The organism is Dyadobacter luticola (assembly GCF_005860805.1).
Lineage (GTDB): Bacteria > Bacteroidota > Bacteroidia > Cytophagales > Spirosomataceae > Dyadobacter > Dyadobacter luticola.
Window position 1 is genome coordinate 1 of record NZ_VCEJ01000010.1, and the last position, 20969, is coordinate 20969.

Consider the following 20969-nt stretch of genomic DNA (forward strand, 5'->3'; position numbering starts at 1 on the left):
CGAAAGGACGCTGTCCGAAGTGCGAGGGCGAAGGCTTTGTGATGGTTGAGCTTTTGTTTCTTCCGAGTGTTTATACGCCGTGCCCGGTATGTCATGGAAGTCGTTACAATGAGAAGACCTTGGAAATTACCTACGATGATAAAAACATTGCTCAGGTACTTGCCATGACGGTGGATGAGGCATTTGACTTTTTTGAGTCCGAACCTCAGATTAAGCGGGCGCTGGATGTTGTTCGTCAGGTTGGTCTGGGATACCTGCGTCTTGGGCAACCGGCCACCGAGCTTTCGGGAGGTGAGGCGCAGCGGATAAAGCTCGCCACAGAACTACAACGAGCCCAGCATGGAAACACATTATATGTTTTGGATGAACCCACAACCGGGCTGCACCCTTCCGATGTGGACAATTTACTTATTCAGCTCAACAAGCTGGTTGATCAGGGAAATACGGTTATTGTCATCGAACACGATATGCACGTAGTCGCAAACAGCGACTGGGTGATCGACGTCGGGCCGGGTGCCGGAGATGAAGGCGGTGAGATCGTTGTGTGCGGTCCGGCAGAAACTGTTGCGGGTGAACCAGCAAGTCAGACGGGGAAATATCTGGCAGCAAATTTCTGATGGAAGTAACGCCCTGAAACGCAGGAGCGAAGTAAGACGCGAATTGGCCTTGACGGTTTTGGCAATGTGGCCTCTGACTTAATGATCTATCCTGCCTTAAATGCAAGTTGTTTTACCAGATCTATCTTCTCAAATTTGGCGAGATCTTAGTTAGATTTACAAATGCCAGATAAAATCCGATACAAGACGAAAATCGTGGTCATTGGTGCCGGACAAGCCGGACTATCCGCAGCTTATCATTTGAAGAAGCTGGGGTTGGAGATAGGGCCAGATTTCATAGTACTTGATGCCGCGCCGTCGGCGGGTGGAGCATGGCAAGATCGTTGGCCATCACTTACTTTGAGTACAGTAAACAGGATCCATGATCTGCCCGGAATGTCTTTTGCGGAAACGCTCGAAAAAGCCAGCGAGACGGTACAGGCCAACATTGCTGTGCCACATTACTTTCAGCTTTATGAGCAAAAATTTGGGATCCGGGTCTATCGCCCGTTGAAGGTGGAAAAAGTTTACCTTCACAATGATCGCTTCTATATCAATTCGTCGGAAACACTCTTTTCTGCGTTGGGAATCATCAATGCCACCGGTACCTGGGAAAACCCCTACATCCCGTCTTACCCGGGAGCTGAACTTTTCGCCGGGGAGCAGCTGCATACGAAAGATTTTAAAACGGCTGATTATTTCAAGGGAAAGCACGTTGTAGTGGTCGGCGGTGGCATATCTGCCATACAATTGCTCGATCAGATTTCAAAAATAACGACTACAACGTGGGTTACCCGTCGTCCCCCTGTTTTTCGGGAAGGTCCTTTCGACGACGTGGCAGGCCATCGTGCCGTGGCAATGGTGGATGAAAGGGTAAGAAAAGGGCTGATTCCTTCCTCTGTGGTTTCCATCACCGGTCTACCACTTTCGCCCGAAGTAGAAGATATGAAACGCAGGGGCGTGCTTAACCGCGTTTCGATGTTCAGCGAAATCACCAGGGACGGCGTTAAATGGGAAGACGGCCGGGAAGAAAAGGCCGATGTAATTCTGTGGAACACCGGGTTCCGGGGCGCATTGGCACATCTGGAATCCGTTTTACCAAGGGAAGAAACCGGTGGCATTATCATGTCCGGCCGGCTAGCCACCATGGTCGCGAAAGAACCGCGCATCCACTTACCCGGATACGGCCCGTCTGCATCCACCATTGGCGCCAACCGCGCCGGCTCAGTAGCAGCCCGCGAGTTAATGGCTACGTTAGGTCTTGCAGTGAATGATAGAGGTGTTGTTAGTAGGTAATAATCGGCCTTTTGGAGGCTGCGGTGATTCGGAATTTTGATGAGGAGAAAGCGATTATATTATTTCAAATATTTAATCTGTCCAAGGCAGCCTATCATAAGAGGCGTTGTTTCTTAAATCTAATTAAATGCCTTGTCAGAGAAATTGTAGCCTATCTATATAGCGCATGAAGGTTTTCGGCGTACATATTTCCGACTGGGATTGCATGCTTCCCGGCGTGAACCCGGTTTTTCTCAATGCGCGTAATCTTCGCTTTTGCAATAAGAAATGAGCGATGTGTACGTATGAAAAAATTTGGAGATAGTAAATTGATTACCTCCTGCATGGTAAGTCTGCTCAAGATTTTCTTGTCCTGCAACACAAAGTGTACGTAGTTCCCAGAACTTTCTATATAGACAATTTCCTCCAAATGTATCTTAATTTGCTCGTAGCCTGATTTGACAAAAATGAAAGGAAGACTTTTTAAAGTTGGATCGTTTTTTAGTTCAGTAAAATCTCTTGCTTTCATGCAAGCCTTTTGAAAGCGCTCTCTTGAAAAAGGCTTCAGTAAATAATCGATTGCTTCCAACTCATAACTTCTTACAGCATGTTCCATAAATGCCGTCGTAAAAATAAGCATCGGCTTATTTGCGAGTGATTGGAAAAAATCTATTCCGGATATGTCAGGCATCCGAATATCAAGAAATAATAAATCGGCGGTATTAGCGGCGAAATAACACGCCGCGTCAGACGTCTCCGTAAATGTTTTCTCCAAACTCAAAAACGGGACCTCCTTTGCAAAGGACTGAATGATGCTTAGGGAAACAGGCTCATCGTCTAATGCTACTGCTTTGATCATCTTTCGAGTTTGAGGGTCATATGTACAAAATACTCAATAGGCGATTGACTTATACTAAGCGTATATTGGTCAGGATAAATCATTTCTAAACGTCGACGGACATTTTCCAATCCAATTCCACTGCTGTTCTTCTCCGGATCGTGTAAGTTTTGATGGTGCGTACTGTTATAAATGTCGAAGTTCAGCGCGCCGTGTGTATAAGCCACGGAAATGTGGATCCAAGAGCGATTTTTCAGACTGATTCCGTACTTGAAAGCATTTTCAACAAACGGAATGAGCAACATCGGCGCAATCTTTTCCTGCATCTGGCCTTGCGGGTAAGTTACCTCAATGTTGATTTCCGGTAAACCGGCAAGCCGCAACTTTTGAAGGTGAATATAATCCCTGAGGTTAGAAATTTCACGTTCCAGCGGAATAAAATCAAGGGTATTTTCAAAAAGCATAAATCGCATCATATCGCCTAATTTTTGTATGCCTTCACTCGTTCGCGCGCCCTTTTCTTCCAATGCGGTTCCGTAAAGTGCATTCAAAATATTGAACAAAAAGTGTGGATTAATCTGGGAGCGAAGTGAGGAAAGGTCGGCAGACGATTTGCCAAGCTCCCTTTTCAGTATTGAGAATTGCTCACGATCCTGATTCTGTTTGTAAAAAAACGAGGATAGAAGTAGAGCGATCAATAAAAACAGGATACTCAGCCCTAAATAGGTGCCAACGAGCACACTAGGTGGCATCAGCGTCCATACAATAAAAAATACTAACCACACAAGTGCAATGGTAAGCAGCCCGTTGAGCGTGTAAATATTTTTTTTGAGTTGATTCCTATTAATCTTTGGCAACAGCCATTTCAGATTGAACTGGTAAACGATATAAGCAAACGGCATAAGTGAAATCCACAATGCTCCGAAATGATAGTTATCAGTGATGATAAAAAACAGAGAAATCATTGCCCAAACAGAGCCCGCTACAAGAATTTGTCCTAGTAGACGGTGCCTGGGTGTTTTTTGCTCTTGCAAGTAAATCACCAGATTTTTCAATATCTCGTAGGTAGCGAGGAGTGATACTGTCCATCCAACCGAAGGTAAAATGTTTAGAAAACTTTCCTGATAAGACGGCCGGGTATCAAAATAAAAAAAATGGTGAGAAAGTGTAAAAACGCCTGTAATAGCCAAAACTGTCAATGAGGACGCCAGGACAATGCGGAGCCATTCTTGTTTTGGCAAATAGCGGGGGAGGATAAAGTGATTAATCGCAAAATAAGAAGCAAAGACGATTGCTATCACCGAAAATTGCGGGAGCAGGCGATAATTGATATAAATCGCGTTCGGCTTGTAAGTGCTTAGCACATTCATGTAGACAATGAAACTGTAAAGCGCGGTTGCTATCAAAAGCTCAGTTTTACGGATTTGCATAGCTTTTTTTTATACAATGTTAGCCGCTATCTTATTGTCAGAAAAACAAGTGGGATGGAAAGCCATTTTTAGGTGTGAAATCCATCAATTAACATCCGCCAACGCCTTGCTGGTTTCTGAACCCTTACTAGTTATTCGTGAATTGCTGTTCATGATTTTTAAATTAAATGGACTAAACTGTTTTTACATTTTCGTCAGCCATTTAGAAGGCTGTGAAAAAGACAAACTATCAAAACCAATATTGGAAAAATATAATTTTCTGACTAAGAATATACGTCTGGGTTATCTAGAATGAAAAGTAGTCCTTTGCAAAATCTTAAAACTTCCTCTTTCCATACTAGATGACTCAACGTTTACTTCCTGCAAAAAGAACGAATTTCCTGTTTCATGTCTCTTTGCGCGCCGCAGCTTGCTGCCTGCTTGTTTTATTTCTGACCAGCGTTTCGTCTGGTGCGCTGGCTTCCATATTTTATGTAAAGGTAAATGGAATAGGTTCAGGGGCCAGTTACTGGGCTAATGCCAGCGGCGATTTGCAGGCAGTGATCAATGCTGCTCATTCCGGGGATGAAATATGGGTGGCCGCGGGTACGTACAAACCTGGTGGAGATGCGAACACGGATCGTGCTGTCAGCTTTACCATGAAAACTGGGGTGAACATGTATGGGGGCTTTGTTGGTAATGAAACTTCTCTGAATGAGCGCCCGGCCATTAACCAGACCACCCCTTCGATCACCATTCTTTCCGGTGAAATTGGCGATACAAGTGATCCGGAGGATAATAGCTTCCACGTCATCCTGAATCGCCTCGGAGCAACCAGCATTACAGTACTGGACGGCTTTGTTATTACAGGTGGCAATGCCAGCGAACCAGGAACAGCCCAGGAGCCACAGAATATTGGCGGGGGAATTTGTAATCTTGGGCAGCCATCTATCGCAATCAACAACTGCTTGTTTCTGGATAATTCAGCTGCCTCCGGCGGGGCCATCTACAACGGCGTCAGCTCGGACGTAAGCGGCCCTGTACTAACCAACTGTGTTTTCAGGAATAATACCGCTTCCGGAAATGGCGGAGCTATCTGTAATGTTGGAGGATCTGGCTCCAACATCCAGCCCAAACTGACTAACTGCCTTTTTCAGGCCAATTCGGCTGACGCTGGTGGGGCCATATATAATGATGGGTACGGGTTTAGAGGAAGAACGAGTAGCCCGGAAATATCGAACTGCGCTTTCGAGGACAACCGTGCCACATCCGGCGGGGCTGTTTATAACAATGGTCAGAGCGATGATGGTGTTAGCAGCCCTGTGCTGACGAACTGTTCGTTTAAGAATAATCATGCAACGAATCAGGGCGGAGCCATTTTCAATAACGGGGATTTTAATGGCAACAGCAGTCCACTTATTCGTAACTGCGTGTTTCAGACTAATTCAGCAGACAGCGGTGGAGGGGCCATTTTCAACCTAATCGGTTATGTTCGTGGGGATAATATGGGTAGGCCTAAGCTTACCAACTGTTTGTTTCAAGCCAATACCGCTGCCTATGGCGGGGCTATTTATACGAGTAGTGTCTGGGAAGGTGAAATCGAATTATTATTGACCAACTGTACATTTCAAGCCAATACTGCAGGCTTCAACGGGGGCGCGATCGTTGGCAATGGTTATGGCAATGGTTATGTGTCGAATACCACGCTGATCAACTGTGTACTGTTTGGCAATGGAGGGGCCAAAACATTCTGGAACCGGGCGACAACTGTCTCAGCTACTTATACCGTATTAGATAACTCGGTACAGGGTTATTCGGGCAGCACGGGTAATATTAAAGTAACCGACTCACCCTTTGCCAGCGCCACCGATCCGACGCTCTTCGGTTGCAGCCCGGCTGTTAACGCGGGGTTAAACTCGGCTGCTGGTATCGCGGGCGTTGATAGTGATCTGGCGGGCAATCCCCGCATCTTCGACGGACGGGTTGATATGGGAGCCTATGAGTATCAGTCTACAAAGGGCCTTGCCATCACCGTTCCAAGCGTGAATACGGCGACGGTAGGGATAGCTTTCAGTCAGTCTTTCACTGCTTCGGGGGGAACAGCCGGGCCGGGCAGCCTCTATAATTACACCCTGGCCAGCGGCAGCTTGCCCGCGGGACTGGCTCTGGCTTACAATGGCACGCTGACTGGTGCGCCTACGGAGGTAGGTAGTTTTTCGGTTACCGTTAGTGCCACCGATGGCAGTTGCTCCGGGGTGAGTGCGGCCTACGTTCTGAACGTAGCATCGTCTACACCTATACGCTACGTCATGGCGGGTGCATCGGGCAGCGGTAACAGCTGGACCGATGCCAGCGGGGATCTGCAAAGTCAGATCGACTATATCGGTGCGGAGCAGGTCTGGGTAGCGGCTGGTACATATAAACCCACCACCACCAACCGCAGCATTAGCTTCTCGATGAAGAATGGGGTGCATATTTACGGAGGCTTTAAGGGTACTGAAACCGCCCTGAACCAACGGGTACTTAAATATCCGCTATCGACTATTTTAAGTGGTGACATTGGCACCGATGGTGACGATACCGATAACAGTTACCACGTTTTCAACAACCCCGCCGGCCTGAACAACTCGGCCGTACTCGATGGTTTCCTCATCACCGGCAGCAATGCCAATGGCAATTTACCCGATGATTCGGGCGGAGGGATGCTCAACAACGGTAATGGTGCCAGCAACAGCTGCAGCCCCCTGGTTCGGAACTGTATGTTCCTCAGCAACAAGGCCGACAATTCGGGAGGAGCCGTATATAACGGGGGTTATACTGACGGCAATAGTAATCCCACCTTTATCAACTGTGTCTTCCAGAGCAATGCTGCCAATCGCGGTGGAGCCATTTACAACGATGGAAGTGTAAGGGGAAAGAGTAGTCCCAGCTTGATCAACTGCTCATTTCAGGCTAACTCGGCTACCTTCGGCGGGGCAATGGGAAACGTTGGTTATCAGGGCAGTAGCCGTCCAGTAATGACCAACTGCGTCGTATGGGGTAATGGCGGGGCCAACACCTTCTATTACGGCCCCAACGCTTCAATCACGACCAGTTACTGTCTGTTTGAGGTTTCGGTGACAGGCTACAGCCTTGGCACAGGCAACCTCACTACCACCATTTTACCGTTTGTAAGCGCTACTGACACCAGGCTACGGGCTGGTTCCGAGGCTATTAACGCAGGTGACCCCAACAGCACCAGCACTACTAATGGAAATTCCGACCTCGCGGGTCATACCCGTTTCGATGAAGGGCGCATCGATATGGGTGCCTATGAGTTCGACGCCGCTGCTTTGCCCGTATCTCTGGTAAGCTTCACAGCGCAGGTTCAGCCAGACCACACCGTGCTGCTTAAATGGCAAACAGCCTCGGAGTGGAACAATAAAGCGTACCTGATCGAGCGCAGCAAAGACCTCAAAAACTTCGAGTCAGTGGGGCAGGTAAGCGATGTGGGAGGTACCAGCAATGTTTCTCAGGCTTACCGGTTTGTTGATACAAATCCCTATCAAGGCACCAGCTATTACCGCTTGAAACAGGTGGATCTAGACGGCAGCAGCCACACTTATTCGGCCAAATCGGTGATCATCGAGGGTAATTATGGGGTTTACCCAAACCCGGTTGTTGGCCGGCAATTTACCCTGAATCTGGACGAACCGTCCAGCGCGGTGTTACGGCTGTATTCAGTCACTGGTCTCGAGATAAGCTTAACCCGGTCCGCCAGCAGCTCGGCGAGCACGGTCATCAGGACCGGCAGCCTGTTTACCAGTGGAATTTATTTGCTCAGCGTGGAAGAACGGGGCACGCTGCGCGTACACCGGCTGGTGGTTCAATAGGCTTTGGGATAAGTCGGCATTTTTTGGGTTAGTAATGCTATTTAAATAAAAGCGGGGCCATCTGATAGAGGCTGCGGCGCCAGGTCAGAAACTCGTGCGCTGTACCCTCGGAAATGTAGGAAACTGAATTATATCCAGCCGTTTTAAGCGCGGCAGCCGCATTCCGCACGCCGTCGGGTTTCTCTTTACTGCCTGCGCTGAGGAAAACAAGCTTGGGTTTGGTTTTGTCTTTCAGATCTTCCGGCGAGTACACGCCCCCGCTGAGCAATGCATAGTAGCCGAAAACATCTGGCTTGTTGACCGTAATGTTCCGGGTTTCCATTCCTCCCATCGACAAACCCGCCATCGCGCGTTTGTCGCGGCTGGCTAATGTCCTGAAAGTAGCGTCCACATAGGGGATCAGCTCGTCAACCAGCACGGTCTGGAAAGGTTCGATCTTAAATTCTTTGATCTTTCCGAATTTCACTTCGTTGGTCATTCCGTAGGTCATCACTATGATAAATGGTTCGATTTTGCCGTCGGCAATCAGGTTGTCCATAATCAGGTTCGCGTGTCCCTGGTTGCTCCACGCCGTTTCGTCTTCTCCCCAACCGTGTTGTAGATACAGTACCGGATAGCGTTTGTTACCCTTTTCATAGCCGGGCGGGGTATAAACAAATGCACGACGGGAAGTATTTGTGCTTTTAGATGGGAACAATACCTGTTGCACATGGCCGTGAGGCACATTTTTCAACTGATAAAAATCCTGGTCATGCGCCGGTATTTCAATCCCGCTTTCCCAGCGAACCGAGCCGTAATAGTTGAGTGTACCCGGATCATTAAAGGTCCCTCCATCAACATTCAGGTGGTAATAATGAAAGCCCTCGTCCATAGGACCCTCCGTGGTTCCGGTGAAAAAACCCTCCGCATCCTTGGTGAGTCTGGTACCTCCTCTCCCACCCAAACCCAGGCTTACCCTTACACTATCTGCCTGCGGTGCTTTGATGCGAAAACGGACATATCCCTGAGAATTCACCTGCGGATATTCCTGGCCGGGCTGATTCAGTTCGCAAGGCTTGAAGTCGTCCTTAATAGCCGGCTTTTCCACCTGCGCCCAGGCGGCTCCCAGCGTGAGGGAGGCTGCCAGAAGGAGTGTAAAACAGTGTTTGTTCATGAGAGTTTCTGGTAAAAGTGGTCAGATGAAAAACCTACTTTATTTTGCTGATTTTCTCAATAGTGGTTTGAGTAAAGGATGTCAGGGGCGGCGAACATTTGTTAGACAGTTCTAAAAGACTAATTTTAAGTGCACGTCCACTCCCATTCGATTCTATGAAATTCCACTTTCTCATTTTCTGGTTATTCAGTATCCTTGGTCAAAAAGCGCTTGCCCAGGCGAATATTCCCACAGCTGGTAATAAGCAGCAAGAGACAGGGAATGATTTTCCTGACTTTGATCAGACTTTACTGTTGGAAACCAAATCAGACACAACGGCGAATGTAAGTTTTGGTGATCTGGATAGTGATGGTCATCTCGACATTCTGTTGGTAAAGGGTAGACACTGGCCTATTATTGACAGGGTTCTTTTGGGTGATGGAGCGGGTGGGATTCGTAAATCTTACAGCCTGGGTGAAATAGCAGACCGCTCCTACACGGGCGGCCTGGCTGATTTTAATGGAGACGGCTTCTTGGATATCGCAATCAGCAATGACACCCCGGACAGAAAACTGATTTACCTGAATGATGGTAAAGGCAATTTTACCATTGGCTCCGAATTCGGGCGCCCGGAGTGGCCGACACGGAATTTATCTATTGCTGATATCAACAAGGATGGCTTGCCGGATCTCATTTTGGCGAACAGGGGCAAATCTCCAACGTCAAATTATATTTGTCTCAACCAGGGCAAAGGAAAATTTAACAGCAGCCCTATCGCATTTGCGTCGTATCCGGCTACAACCATCACGCCTGCCGACTTTAATAAAGATGGATTTGTTGATCTGGTCGTGCCGCATCGTGACGGCGGCCAGAGTTACTTATATCCCGGCAGTCCGGATATGGATTTTTCAGATGCGCATCGAATACCATTCGGTCCTGCTGACGCCAGCATTCGCGCCGCGGCAGTTGCAGATTTTAATGGAGATAGTCTGCCGGACATTGTAACGATTGACGAATTCAAGAGAGTAAATCTTTATTTTGGACAAAATAATACCCAGTTTTCTGCTGGTATTTCCTTGGCGGATTCACATTCTGCTCCTTATGCATTGGCGATAGCCGATTTGAACCGCGATGGGAAAATGGATGTCTTTGTGGGCCACAAACAAGCGCAGTCAAAAGTGTTTTATAATGATGGAACAGGCCTCCATTTCAAAACAATTTCCTTCGGTGATTCAAAAGGTGACGTATATGGTTTTGCGATTGCTGATTTCAATGAAGATGGCATCCCAGACATCGCCGCTGCCCGCTCAGAAGCTACCAATGTCTTATACTTTGGCCATGTCAAGTCAAAGACGAAATGAAGTATATGAGTAGGAGAGCCGCAGGTGACGGCCTCCTACACGAACTCAGACTGCCCTCAAAAGCTTATCCAGCGTAACAGGATAATCCCTGACCCGGATGCCGGTCGCATTATAAACCGCATTCGCCACGGCTGCCGCCACGCCCACAATGCCCAGCTCACCAATGCCTTTGGCTTTCATCGGTGACATCGTCGGGTCTATATCTTCCAAAAGGATTACTTCCTGGTGCGGGATGTCTGCATGAACAGGAACTTCGTATCCCGCCAGGTCATGATTTACAAAAAAGCCAACCTTTTTGTCAACGACCATTTCCTCCATCAATGCTGCGCCTACGCCCATGGTCATCGCGCCGATTACCTGGCTACGCGCCGCCTTTGGATTCAAAATCCTGCCTGCGTGGCACACTGCCAGCATTCTTCTTACACGGATCTCATATGTAAATGCATTCACGCCCACTTCCACAAAATGCGCCCCGAAGGTATCCTGCGCATATTCTTTTGAGAGTTCGCCGTAAGTCATCGTATCCTCTGCAACAAGCTCCCCATTTTTTGCCGCATCTGCCAAAGCAGCGCTGCGGTCACCAACCGTAATACGACCATCCGAAAACTGTGCTTTTTCCACATCGAAACCAAGCTTACCAGCTACTGCCTCCCTCAGTTTCATGCAGGCCGCATATACGCCGGAAGTGGAAGAAGCCGCGCCCCACTGCCCGCCTGAACCTGATGACTCGGGGAAGGACGAATCCCCAAGCTTCACCTGAACCTGATCGATCCCGACGCCCATCATTTCTGCGGCTGTCTGCGCGATAATCGTGTAGCTTCCCGTACCGATGTCGGTCATGTCGGTTTCCACAGTGATCTTTCCGCTGCTGTCCAGTCTTACACGTGCAGCGGATTTAGTAATGGGTGCACCCCGCATAGCCGCTGCCACGCCCATCCCAATGAGCCAATCGCCTTCCCTGATTATACCCGGTTTAGCATTTCGGCGCTCCCAGCCAAATTTATCAGCTCCCTCTCGCAGGCACTCGACCAGTTTACGGGTCGAAAACTTACGTCCCGGCTTCTCGGGGTCTTCCTGTGTATCATTTTTGATCCGGAAGTCGACCGGGTCCATTTGCAGTTTTTCGGCCATTTCATCCATCGCGATTTCCAGCGCCATCATACCCGATGCCTCTCCCGGTGCCCGCATGGCGCTGCCCTCAACAAGATGCAAAACAGCCAACCGGAGCCTGGTGAGCCTGTTAGCGCCCGCATACAAGAGACGCGTGGATGCAATAGTTGATTCGGTCATGCCTCCCGGCAGGTTCCCCGACCAGCTTTCATGACCGATTGCCGTAATGGTACCGTCCTGCTTTGCCCCTATTCTTATTCGCTGAATGGTTTTCGGACGGTGGATGGTGTTGTTGAACATCAAAGGACGCTGCAATGTCAGCTTTACCGGCCGGCCAGCAGCGCGCGCGGCCAGACTTGCCGCTACCAGATCCGAAAGTACTGTCCCTTTCCCCCCAAAGCCACCACCAATGTAAGCTGAGATAAGCCGCACATTTTCTTTGGGTATACCCAAAATGACCCCAAGGTCGCGGATGCCCCAATTGAGCTGCTGGATGGTGCACCAGCAGGTAAGTTTATCACCATCCCATTTGGCGATAGTGGCGTGAGGCTCCATCATCGCATGCGCCTGGTCGGGCGTCGAGTAGGTTTGATCTATTTTTACCTCAGCCGCCTTAAACGCACCCTCAAAATCGCCTATAAGCGTTTCACCCGGAGGCGTGTATGGACCTGGGTTAGGAGGCTGGGCGCTACCTTTTGAAGCTTCCAGATCATAATCGCCTGCTTGTTTTTTGTATTCAACCTTCAAAAGCGCGGCTGCTGACCTTGCCTGTTCAAAAGTTTCAGCCACGACAATTGCTACCGCCTGATGGTAATGGTCAACCTGCGGTCCGGCCAGAAAACGGCTGACGTAAAACTTACCTGTTTGCAGCGGACCGGCGTTCGCAGCCGTGACGATCGCCAGCACGCCGGGCGCAGCTTTGGCGGCAGTTTGGTCAATGCGGGTAATGGTTCCGCGCGCAATGGCCGCACCCAGAATATACCCATAGGCAGGATTGGTAACCTGCTCATTGTATTCATAAGCATATTTGGCCGTGCCGGTTGTTTTCAAAGGGCCTTCAATGCGGTCGGTGGGCTTGCCAACGACTTTCAATTGATCGATGGGGTTTTGCCCCGCTGGTTTGTCGAATTTCATATCAGCTTTTCCCTTCTTTTAAGACTAGTTCAATTGTACGCTCTACCAGAGCGAGTTTATATTTATTGTCCTGGGTAGGCCTGGCGCCTTCCATCAGTTTGGCAGCAAACGCCTTTGCCCCCGATGGAATCAGCTTTTCTGCACCCGGAACGCGCCACGGCCTTGGAGCAACGCCTCCAATGGCTATTTTCCCGCTTCCATCTTTAAATAAAATGGCGGCAACCGACACCAGCGCGAATGCGTAAGAAGCGCGGTCACGAACTTTATGATAGATATGCGTTCCACCGACCGGCGCAGGCAACACCACGGATGTGATCAGCTCATTCTTTTCCAGATTGGTTTCCAGATGTGGCGTTTTCCCCGGCAAACGATATAATTGCGAAATGGGGATCTGACGGGTTTTGCCGGCAGGATTGATTGTCTCAACCACTGCATCCAGGGCCATCATGCCCACAGCCATATCGCTGGGATGGGTCGCAATGCAGGCATCGCTGCTGCCAATGACGGCCAGTTGCTTGCTAAATCCGGCGATAGCTGCACACCCGCTGCCAGGCACGCGTTTGTTGCATGGCTGGTTGGTATCATAAAAATAAGGGCACCGCGTGCGCTGCAAAAGATTGCCTGCCGTTGTTGCCTTATTACGGAGCTGCCCGGAAGCGCCTGCAAGCAAAGCCCTGGATAAAACGCCATAGTCTTTTCGGATTTTTGGGTCTGCTGCAAGGTCCGTATTGCTGACCAGCGCGCCAATTCTCAGGCCGCCATTCGCTGTTGGCTCAATTTTGTCCAAACCGATCCGGCCAATGTCGATCAGGTGGGCTGGTGTCTCAATCTGCAATTTCATTAGGTCGAGCAGGTTCGTGCCCCCTGCCAGAAATTTAGCACCGGGCTTATCGGCAATTGCTGCTGCCGCCTCGGCTGGCGTAGTCACGCGCTGGTATGTGAATGATTTCATGGGATGAAATGTCTTTTCGTGAAAATGCGGCAGTCTTTATCTGCCTTATGCTCCTGCAACTTCCGCTGCTGCCTCGGCAATGTTGGAGTATGCGCCACACCGGCAGATATTCCCGCTCATCCGTTCCCTGAATTCTGCATTGGTAAACAACATCTCAGCATTCAGATCGCCACTGGCATGGCTGGGGATGCCTGCCTTTATCTCTTCCAGAACAGCCACGGCCGAGCAGATTTGCCCTGGCGTGCAATAGCCACATTGGTATCCGTCGTGTTTGATAAATGCCGACTGCATCGGGTGGAGCTTTTCCGGTGTTCCCAGCCCCTCGATGGTTGTGATCGAATCATTCTCGTGCTGCAATGCGAGCGAAAGGCATGAATTGATACGCTTTCCATTGACAAGCACCGTGCAGGCACCACACTGTCCATGATCACAACCCTTTTTGGTGCCTGTAAGATGCAAATGTTCCCGGAGCGAATCCAGCAATGTTGTCCGGGTATCGATTTCAAGTTTCTGAATTTTTCCGTTCACAGTAAACGATACCTCAGCCGAAACAACCGGCACAACAGCCTGCGGCGGTGACGCAGCCTCTACTCCGGTAACCTTGGTAAGAGCCAGCGTAGTGACTGCAATGGCAGTCCCCGCCAGCATTTCGCGCCGGCTGATGTTGCCTGCTGAATTTTCTTCTTTCATAGTTTCGCCCATTTGCGTATAACTTGTTGACTTACAATAGCTATACCGTGTAAAAGTAAACTAAGTCGTAGTCACAAAATCGTGATTATTCTGCACTATTTTAATCCTGCCAATATAAACTATCCCTCCTGCGGAGAATGTAGGATATCAACCAATTGCTTATGAATATCAAACTATTCGAAGGAGTTGTTATAGTTCCTGCGCGGTCGGCCGGAAGATCACTTCATTGATATCTACATCGTCCGGCTGACTGATCGCGAAGGCCACCACGCGCGCAAAACTATCGGGACTGATTCCTACGGTTCCCACGTAATCCTGGTTGGCTTTCTGGATATCAACCTCGGTAATATGATCGAGCAATTCGGTCTTCACCGCGCCGGGACAAACGATTGTGGTGCGGATATTGTAAGGCTTCACTTCCATCCGTAACCCCTCGCTCAATGCGCGCACGGCAAACTTGGTAGCGGAATAAACCGCAGAACCGCCGAATATTTTATGTCCCGCCACAGAAGAAGTATTAATGATCTGGCCCGATTTCTGCTGTTTCATATAAGGCAGGACAGCGGCAATGCCATTCAGCACACCCTTGATGTTCACATCGATCATCGTGTCCCACTCATCGACATTCAGGCGGTCGATCGGCGATAGCGGCATGATGCCTGCGTTGTTCACGATGACGTCCACCCGTCCGAAATGCTCCACTGCCGAATCGACGAACTGCTTCACCTGCTCCCTTTTGGTCACATCCACGGCAATGGCGAGGGATTTTCCGCCAATGTCATTGATTTGTTTTGAAAGCTTTTCAATTTTATCCGCTCTTCTAGCGCCCAGCACAACAGTTGCCCCCAGCGCCGCCAGATACTTTGCGGCTGCTTCACCCATTCCACTGCTCGCGCCGGTAATTAAGACTACTTTTCCTCTGATATTTTCTATACTAATTGATAATCTGATTTTACTTTTTACTGAATTAAAATGCTATTCTGCGTCTGTTTCCAACAAAAATGGCGGTGCGTTACCGCTCAACTTGTTTTTGCATTTCTGCCGGGTAGCGCGCACCCATGATTTTAATTTGAGACACTGCTGCATTGATTTCGCTCAAATCGCTTTCGCTCAACTGAATATTGACTGCACCCAGATTTTCTTCGAGCCGGTGGATTTTGGTGGTTCCCGGAATGGGGACGATCCATGGTTTCTGAGCCAGCAGCCAGGCCAGTGCAACTTGTGCAGCAGTGGCTTGTTTTTGCATTGCAATCTGCCCCAGCAAATCCACCAGGTTTTGGTTTACCTTCCTGTTTTCCTCTGCAAAACGAGGGACCTTGTTACGAAAATCGCTTTGATCGAACTTGGTGTCGACGTTTATTTTGCCTGTAAGAAACCCTTTTCCCAGCGGGCTGAATGGCACAAAGCCAATTCCAAGTTCTTCCAATGCGGGCAGTATTTCGGCCTCGGGCTCTTTCCACCAAAGCGAATATTCACTTTGTAATGCAGCAACCGGCTGGACGGCATGTGCGCGGCGAATGGTCGCTACGCCTGCTTCCGAAAGGCCGAAATGCTTCACTTTTCCTTCGCTGATCAAATCCTTCACGGTTCCGGCAACATCTTCAATCGGAACATTGGGATCCACCCGATGCTGGTAAAACAGGTCTATGACATCCGTCCGTAAACGTTTTAAAGACGCTTCCGCCACTGCACGGATGTTTTCGGGCCGGCTGTCGAGTCCCTTGGCTGGCACCCCTCCGACAAAGCCGAATTTGGTCGCAATCACTACCGCTTTGCGAAAGGGCTGCAAAGCCTCGCCCAGCAATTCTTCATTCACATATGGTCCATATGCCTCGGCCGTATCAAAGAAAGTGACGCCCCGCTCCGCAGCTGCGCGGATCAGCTTAATGGCTTCCTGCTTCTCAGTTGCAGGCCCATAACCAAAGCTCAGCCCCATGCAACCCAGGCCAACCGCAGAAACTTCCAGTCCAGTATTTCCTAATTTTCGCTTTTCCATATTTTTATTCTACCAAAATCATCAATTAATTACCAGCCGCTTCGAAGACCGTCACATCATTTTAGCCTTTGAACTTCAATGATTGTACCACAAAGTTCAAGCCATTTTTGCGATCGCTTTGTATACATATTCCTGATATTTATACCAATGTTCCAGATTCATCATGAGTATGTAGTCGAGCGCGTTTGAATTCAGTAATTTGGTATCTGTTAACAAAAAAGACGATGGAAAATCAGATCCGATTTGACTCTGTAAGTGAATACAATGCATTCAACCAGCACGAAACGCTGCATCCTTTGGCGACGGTGGTAGACCTGTCCAAAGCTGAGGCGCGCCAGCTCAAAACCATGTATTTGGGGCTGTACTTTGTGATGCTGAAAGGAGTAGCATGTGGCGACCTTCGTTATGGCAAGCAGCATTACGATTATCAGGAAGGTACACTCGTATTCTTTGCGCCGGGTCAGGTGGTGGGTCTTGAAAACGAACTATACAGGCCGAACGGCCACGCGCTCGTTTTTCATCCCGATCTGCTGCACGGCACCTCCTTGAACCAGCACATCCACGAATACAACTTTTTTCGCTACCAGACCCACGAATCTTTGCATATCTCCGAGCGGGAAAGGCAAATTGTGATGGACTGTTTTGCAAAAATCAGGTATGAGCTCGAACATGCCCTCGACCACCACAGCAGGAAGCTGATCGTTTCCAATATCGAACTGTTTCTGGACTACTGCAAACGCTTTTACGACCGGCAATTTCTCACCCGCGAAACGGTGCATAAAGGGATTATTGAGCGATTTGAGGCACTTTTGACTAACTACTTTTTGTCAGACAAGCCCGGTGCAATCGGGTTACCTTCGGTAGCTTATTTCGCTAACGAACTTAACCTTTCAACAAAGTATTTCGGCGACCTGGTCCGAAAAGAAACCGGGCAAACGGCGCAGGACTATATTCAGGCCAAACTGATCGATGTGGCCAAAGAAAAGATTTTTGACCATACCAAAACCGTAAGCGAGATCGCATTTGAAATGGGATTTAAATATCCCCAGCATTTTTCAAGGCTTTTCAAACAGCACGTAGGTCAGACGCCAAATGCATTCCGGGGACTTCAAAATTTGAACTAAGGTGCATCGATCGAAAACGATGACCACCTTGAATTAATCTTATCGGAAGTGGAAGATGATTACGATAAGCCGACATTAGCAAGCAGATTATCAGGCGCTTGATGAACTCTTTGCAACTGACGAGTCGATTGTGCACACGCGGATCACAGCACGCGCCTTGCAAGAATAGACCTGCGCCGACCGTTGAACCCGGTAATTTACACAGGCAAGGGCTGTAAAATATCCCTGCGCTTCCCGCCGGATTTACATAAATTGCCTTTTTTACAAAAACCGTCCACTGTATGACACATACTAACTCCAATCCAAAGATCCATGAAGGCCGTAATTTGAAGAGATTCAGAGAGATGATGTCGGTAAAACAAGAGGCCCTCGCCTTTGAGCTTGGCGAAGACTGGAACCAACAGAAAGTCTCACTTCTTGAACAAAGAGAAAAGATTGATAATGATATTTTGGAGCAAGTTGCAGCGATTCTGAAAATCCCGGCTGAGGCGATTCGGAACTTTGATGAGCAGCAGGCAATCAACATTATTTCAAATAATACTTTTGATAATTGTGCTCAGCCAGCCTCGGTTTTCAACAACTCAACAATCCATCCAATCGACAAAATGATTCAGCTTCATGATGAGAAGATTGCTTTGTATGAGCGGATGTTGAAGGAGAAGGATGAGATGATGGGGCGGTTGGAGAAATTATTGCAGCGATGAGTGCAACCAACGTCCCGACAGCATCATTGATTCAGGATGTTGTTGAAATTTTACTGCTGGCTCGTCAAAAAGCTTATAGTGCGGTAAATAGTGAAATGGTGATAGCCTACTGGAAAATGGGCAGGCGCATCGTCGAGGAAGAGCAGCATGGAGAACAAAAAGCTGCGTATGGCGAGGCGATCTTGAAAACGCTTTCCGTGGCGCTGACAGCCGAATTGGGAAAGGGATTTTCCTACGCCAATATTCGAAATTTCCGACAGTTTTACCTTACCTATCCTGATGAATCAATTTGCTACGCAGTGTGTAGCAAATTATCATGGAGCCACAACCGGCTGATAATGCGGATAGAAAATCCAGAAGCAAGAAAATATTATCTAAAAGAGTGCGCCGATCAAATGTGGAGTACACGGACGTTGGAGCGCAACATCAATTCCCATTATTATCAGCGCTTGATTTCTTCTCAAACGAAGTCAGAGATCTTAATTCACAAGCAAGATTCCGATAAAATTTTCGCGAAGGATTTTATAAAAGACCCTTACGTTTTCGAATTTCTAAATATTCCCGAGCCAGTAAATGTATTGGAGCAGGACATTGAAAAAGCATTAATCGGAAACTTGCAGCAATTTTTACTCGAATTAGGAAAAGGATTTTCATTTGTAGGAAGACAATTCAGGATCAGTACAGAAACTAGTCATTTTTATATTGATCTGGTTTTCTATAATTACCTTCTTAAATGTTTTATTCTTTTTGATTTGAAAACGGGAAAGTTGACGCATCAGGATACTGGGCAAATGGATATGTACATCCGCATGTTTGATGATCTGAAAAAACAGGCTGATGACAATCCTACAATCGGAATTATTCTTTGTACTGAAAAAGATGAAACGGTTGTAAAGTATAGTATTTTGAATGATAGCAAGCAATTGTTCGCTACCAAGTATATGCTTTATCTGCCGACTGAGGAAGAGTTAATTGCGGAGGTTGAGCGGGAGAGGCGGGCTCTTGAAATACAGATGAAAGGAGACAAGCAGTTAAAATAAATGGAAGAAGATTCATTGCTAACGTTTGAGGAAATCGGCTTCATATTATATGATGCTACTGATCCTCAATATCAAATACCGAATCTACACCATCCGGGCATCAAAAAAACAGACATAATGCGGATTTCCCTGGATAAGCAGTTAATTCTATTTAATGGAGATGAGCATACTGGGTATCAACACATCTACAAGCGTCATAATCCAATTAGGAAAGGCGCTACGTGGTCTGAAAGTGGCAGCATGACTGAAAGTACGAAGTTTAGCTTTTACCATCCACCGATATTTTACTATTTGATAATTGCAGAGGCGATCTATTGTCCAGAAAACCTAAACAAAGACAAAAACATTCGTCCCGACTATTTTGATCTCTATATAGGTATCTATATTGATGCGCAAAGTATTACAAATACTTACAGGCTGTTACTTTATAAGAACACAAGAATTATTCATAATCTCTTCCCGGAGCAAAAGGTATATCATAAATTTAAACTTGTTAAAGGGTTTAATTTAGCACAAGGTTTTACTGGATACACTCATGATGTGGTAAATATGAAGGTAACCTATGAATTTAAATTTTTTGACTCGAAGTCAACTCCAAAAATAGATGTGTCAATCGAAACAGACATGTATCTAAAAACTGAGAAATGGATTTATGATATTTTAGACCATAAAGGAAGTGTTATAAAAACTATTCAGTTTGCAAATTTCAGGAAAGACGAGTTTATTGACATGCACGATAGAGCCACAAATCTCACACACTTTGAAGATCTCACTGAGCTTAAGAAATCGATTAAAAAAGAAATTGATGCATTAAACAAAATCCGATAAAGGGTGTATATATAAGGCAAGTAATCGGAATCACCCCACCCTAACCCCAATCAACTCAACCCCCAAAACCTCCTCAATCCGAACAATCGTCTCAATCGTAAAATTACTAGTCTCCTTAACCCAGGAACTCACTGTCTGGGGCGTTACCTTCAATTTCTCTGCTAAATCCTTTTTCAGTCATACCGAGCTTTCGCAATTGGTCAAGGCAAGTTTCGCCTCTTTCACATCAATTTTTGCCAAAAAATTCCAAAAACTACCTATCTTCGTGTACACAAATTCGTACACCCATGAGAATTATAACTGCCAGGGAATTTCGGGGGAAGCAGAAGGATTATCTGGATCTGGCCGAGAAGGAACGGGTGATCATTCACCGGGGAAAGAATAAAAAGTCAGTTTTACTCACGCCCATTGATGAAAGTACTGAAACTGATGTCTTTTTTTCTGACCCGCAAATGTTAAATGCCATTAAAGAAGGCATCCAGGACGTGAAGGCTGGAAGAGTGACTTCCATTCGCGACCTTAAAAATATATGGGCAGATATTCTGTAACCGTCACTGACAAAGCAAAAAAAGACCTTTCCTACCTACATAAATCTGGCGGCAAGTCACTGTTAAAACGTATTGAACGCATTTTCGAAGAACTTGGTGAAAATCCGTATAGCGGAATCGGCAAGCCCGAGCAGCTCAAAAACAATCTTGCCGGATTATGGTCGAGGCGCATTGATAAGAAGCATCGCCTGGTTTATCAGATCATTGAACAAACTGTTACCGTCGTTGTAATTGCCGCAAGAGGACATTATGACGATAAGTAGTCTGCATATGAATCGAATCACGCAACCCTAACTGGATTCCAGCTTTGCATTAGCACCTAGTATGCCTCAATAAGCGCCTGGACGAGTAGCCCCAAGG

20 protein-coding genes are annotated in these 20969 nt (G+C 47.5%); 11 read left to right on the forward strand and 9 right to left on the reverse strand.

The features are described from left to right. A partial coding sequence (locus FEN17_RS26715; RefSeq protein ID WP_138368494.1) for an ATP-binding cassette domain-containing protein occupies positions 1-617 on the forward strand: 617 nt, incomplete at its 5' end. 162 nt (positions 618-779) lie between these two features. Then, on the forward strand, positions 780-1892 hold the full coding sequence (locus FEN17_RS26720; protein ID WP_138368495.1) for an NAD(P)-binding domain-containing protein: 1113 nt from the start codon (positions 780-782) through the stop codon (positions 1890-1892). Between the two features lie 151 nt (positions 1893-2043). Here the strand turns inward: FEN17_RS26720 and FEN17_RS26725 are convergent, their stop codons facing one another. Beyond that, positions 2044-2730, reverse strand: a complete 687-nt coding sequence (locus FEN17_RS26725; protein WP_229209012.1) for a LytR/AlgR family response regulator transcription factor — start codon at positions 2728-2730, stop codon at positions 2044-2046. Further along, on the reverse strand, positions 2727-4139 hold the full coding sequence (locus FEN17_RS26730) for a sensor histidine kinase (protein WP_138368496.1): 1413 nt from the start codon (positions 4137-4139) through the stop codon (positions 2727-2729). Before FEN17_RS26730 ends, FEN17_RS26725 begins: the two co-directional genes overlap by 4 nt. Before the next feature lie 16 nt (positions 4140-4155). Here FEN17_RS26730 and FEN17_RS27580 point away from each other — a divergent pair, with 16 nt between their 5' ends. Both FEN17_RS27580 and FEN17_RS26735 read left to right on the forward strand, forming a co-directional pair. Beyond that, entirely contained in the window at positions 4156-4434 is a 279-nt protein-coding gene (locus FEN17_RS27580; RefSeq protein WP_205748198.1) for a hypothetical protein, read from the forward strand. A gap of 46 nt (positions 4435-4480) precedes the next feature. Beyond that, positions 4481-7990, forward strand: coding sequence for a choice-of-anchor Q domain-containing protein (locus FEN17_RS26735; protein WP_138368497.1), 3510 nt, complete (start codon positions 4481-4483; stop codon positions 7988-7990). 37 nt (positions 7991-8027) lie between these two features. Here FEN17_RS26735 and FEN17_RS26740 read toward each other — a convergent pair whose 3' ends face one another. Beyond that, positions 8028-9143, reverse strand: coding sequence for an alpha/beta hydrolase-fold protein (locus tag FEN17_RS26740; protein ID WP_138368498.1), 1116 nt, complete (start codon positions 9141-9143; stop codon positions 8028-8030). Between the two features lie 155 nt (positions 9144-9298). Here FEN17_RS26740 and FEN17_RS26745 point away from each other — a divergent pair, with 155 nt between their 5' ends. Further along, a complete protein-coding gene (locus FEN17_RS26745; protein WP_138368499.1) occupies positions 9299-10483 on the forward strand; it encodes an FG-GAP repeat domain-containing protein in 1185 nt (394 codons plus the stop codon). Positions 10484-10528: 45 nt separating this feature from the next. Here the strand turns inward: FEN17_RS26745 and paoC are convergent, their stop codons facing one another. The 5 genes from paoC to FEN17_RS26770 form a co-directional block, all read right to left on the reverse strand. Then, positions 10529-12727 carry an aldehyde oxidoreductase molybdenum-binding subunit PaoC gene (gene paoC, locus FEN17_RS26750; RefSeq protein ID WP_138368500.1) on the reverse strand — a complete coding sequence of 733 codons (2199 nt, stop codon included), beginning with the start codon at positions 12725-12727 and terminating at the stop codon, positions 10529-10531. 1 nt (position 12728) lies between these two features. Further along, the gene (locus FEN17_RS26755; protein WP_138368501.1) at positions 12729-13679 is read right to left on the reverse strand and encodes an FAD binding domain-containing protein; all 951 of its coding nucleotides are present in this window, start codon (positions 13677-13679) and stop codon (positions 12729-12731) included. Positions 13680-13724: 45 nt separating this feature from the next. Beyond that, on the reverse strand, positions 13725-14369 hold the full coding sequence (gene paoA, locus FEN17_RS26760) for an aldehyde dehydrogenase iron-sulfur subunit PaoA (RefSeq protein ID WP_138368502.1): 645 nt from the start codon (positions 14367-14369) through the stop codon (positions 13725-13727). Between the two features lie 189 nt (positions 14370-14558). Continuing rightward, the gene (locus tag FEN17_RS26765; protein ID WP_138368503.1) at positions 14559-15320 is read right to left on the reverse strand and encodes an SDR family oxidoreductase; all 762 of its coding nucleotides are present in this window, start codon (positions 15318-15320) and stop codon (positions 14559-14561) included. Positions 15321-15381: 61 nt separating this feature from the next. Continuing rightward, positions 15382-16365: an aldo/keto reductase gene (locus FEN17_RS26770; RefSeq protein ID WP_138368504.1), complete on the reverse strand. Its 984-nt coding sequence runs from the start codon at positions 16363-16365 to the stop codon at positions 15382-15384. A gap of 224 nt (positions 16366-16589) precedes the next feature. On the opposite strand from FEN17_RS26770, the gene FEN17_RS26775 reads away from it, so the two are divergent. The 4 genes from FEN17_RS26775 (at position 16590) to FEN17_RS26790 (ending at position 20061) form a co-directional block, all read left to right on the forward strand. Continuing rightward, positions 16590-17489 carry a helix-turn-helix domain-containing protein gene (locus tag FEN17_RS26775; protein WP_138368505.1) on the forward strand — a complete coding sequence of 300 codons (900 nt, stop codon included), beginning with the start codon at positions 16590-16592 and terminating at the stop codon, positions 17487-17489. A gap of 281 nt (positions 17490-17770) precedes the next feature. Next, positions 17771-18193: a helix-turn-helix domain-containing protein gene (locus FEN17_RS26780; protein WP_138368506.1), complete on the forward strand. Its 423-nt coding sequence runs from the start codon at positions 17771-17773 to the stop codon at positions 18191-18193. After that, entirely contained in the window at positions 18190-19233 is a 1044-nt protein-coding gene (locus tag FEN17_RS26785) for a PDDEXK nuclease domain-containing protein (RefSeq protein WP_138368507.1), read from the forward strand. Before FEN17_RS26780 ends, FEN17_RS26785 begins: the two co-directional genes overlap by 4 nt. After that, positions 19234-20061, forward strand: coding sequence for a hypothetical protein (locus FEN17_RS26790; protein ID WP_138368508.1), 828 nt, complete (start codon positions 19234-19236; stop codon positions 20059-20061). Positions 20062-20091: 30 nt separating this feature from the next. Here the strand turns inward: FEN17_RS26790 and FEN17_RS28015 are convergent, their stop codons facing one another. Further along, entirely contained in the window at positions 20092-20238 is a 147-nt protein-coding gene (locus FEN17_RS28015) for a helix-turn-helix transcriptional regulator (RefSeq protein ID WP_138368535.1), read from the reverse strand. 110 nt (positions 20239-20348) lie between these two features. Here FEN17_RS28015 and FEN17_RS26800 point away from each other — a divergent pair, with 110 nt between their 5' ends. Continuing rightward, positions 20349-20609 carry a type II toxin-antitoxin system Phd/YefM family antitoxin gene (locus FEN17_RS26800; RefSeq protein WP_138368509.1) on the forward strand — a complete coding sequence of 87 codons (261 nt, stop codon included), beginning with the start codon at positions 20349-20351 and terminating at the stop codon, positions 20607-20609. Then, entirely contained in the window at positions 20591-20872 is a 282-nt protein-coding gene (locus FEN17_RS26805; protein WP_138368510.1) for a Txe/YoeB family addiction module toxin, read from the forward strand. The genes FEN17_RS26800 and FEN17_RS26805 overlap by 19 nt, the downstream gene beginning before the upstream one ends. Positions 20873-20969: the final 97 nt, after the last annotated feature.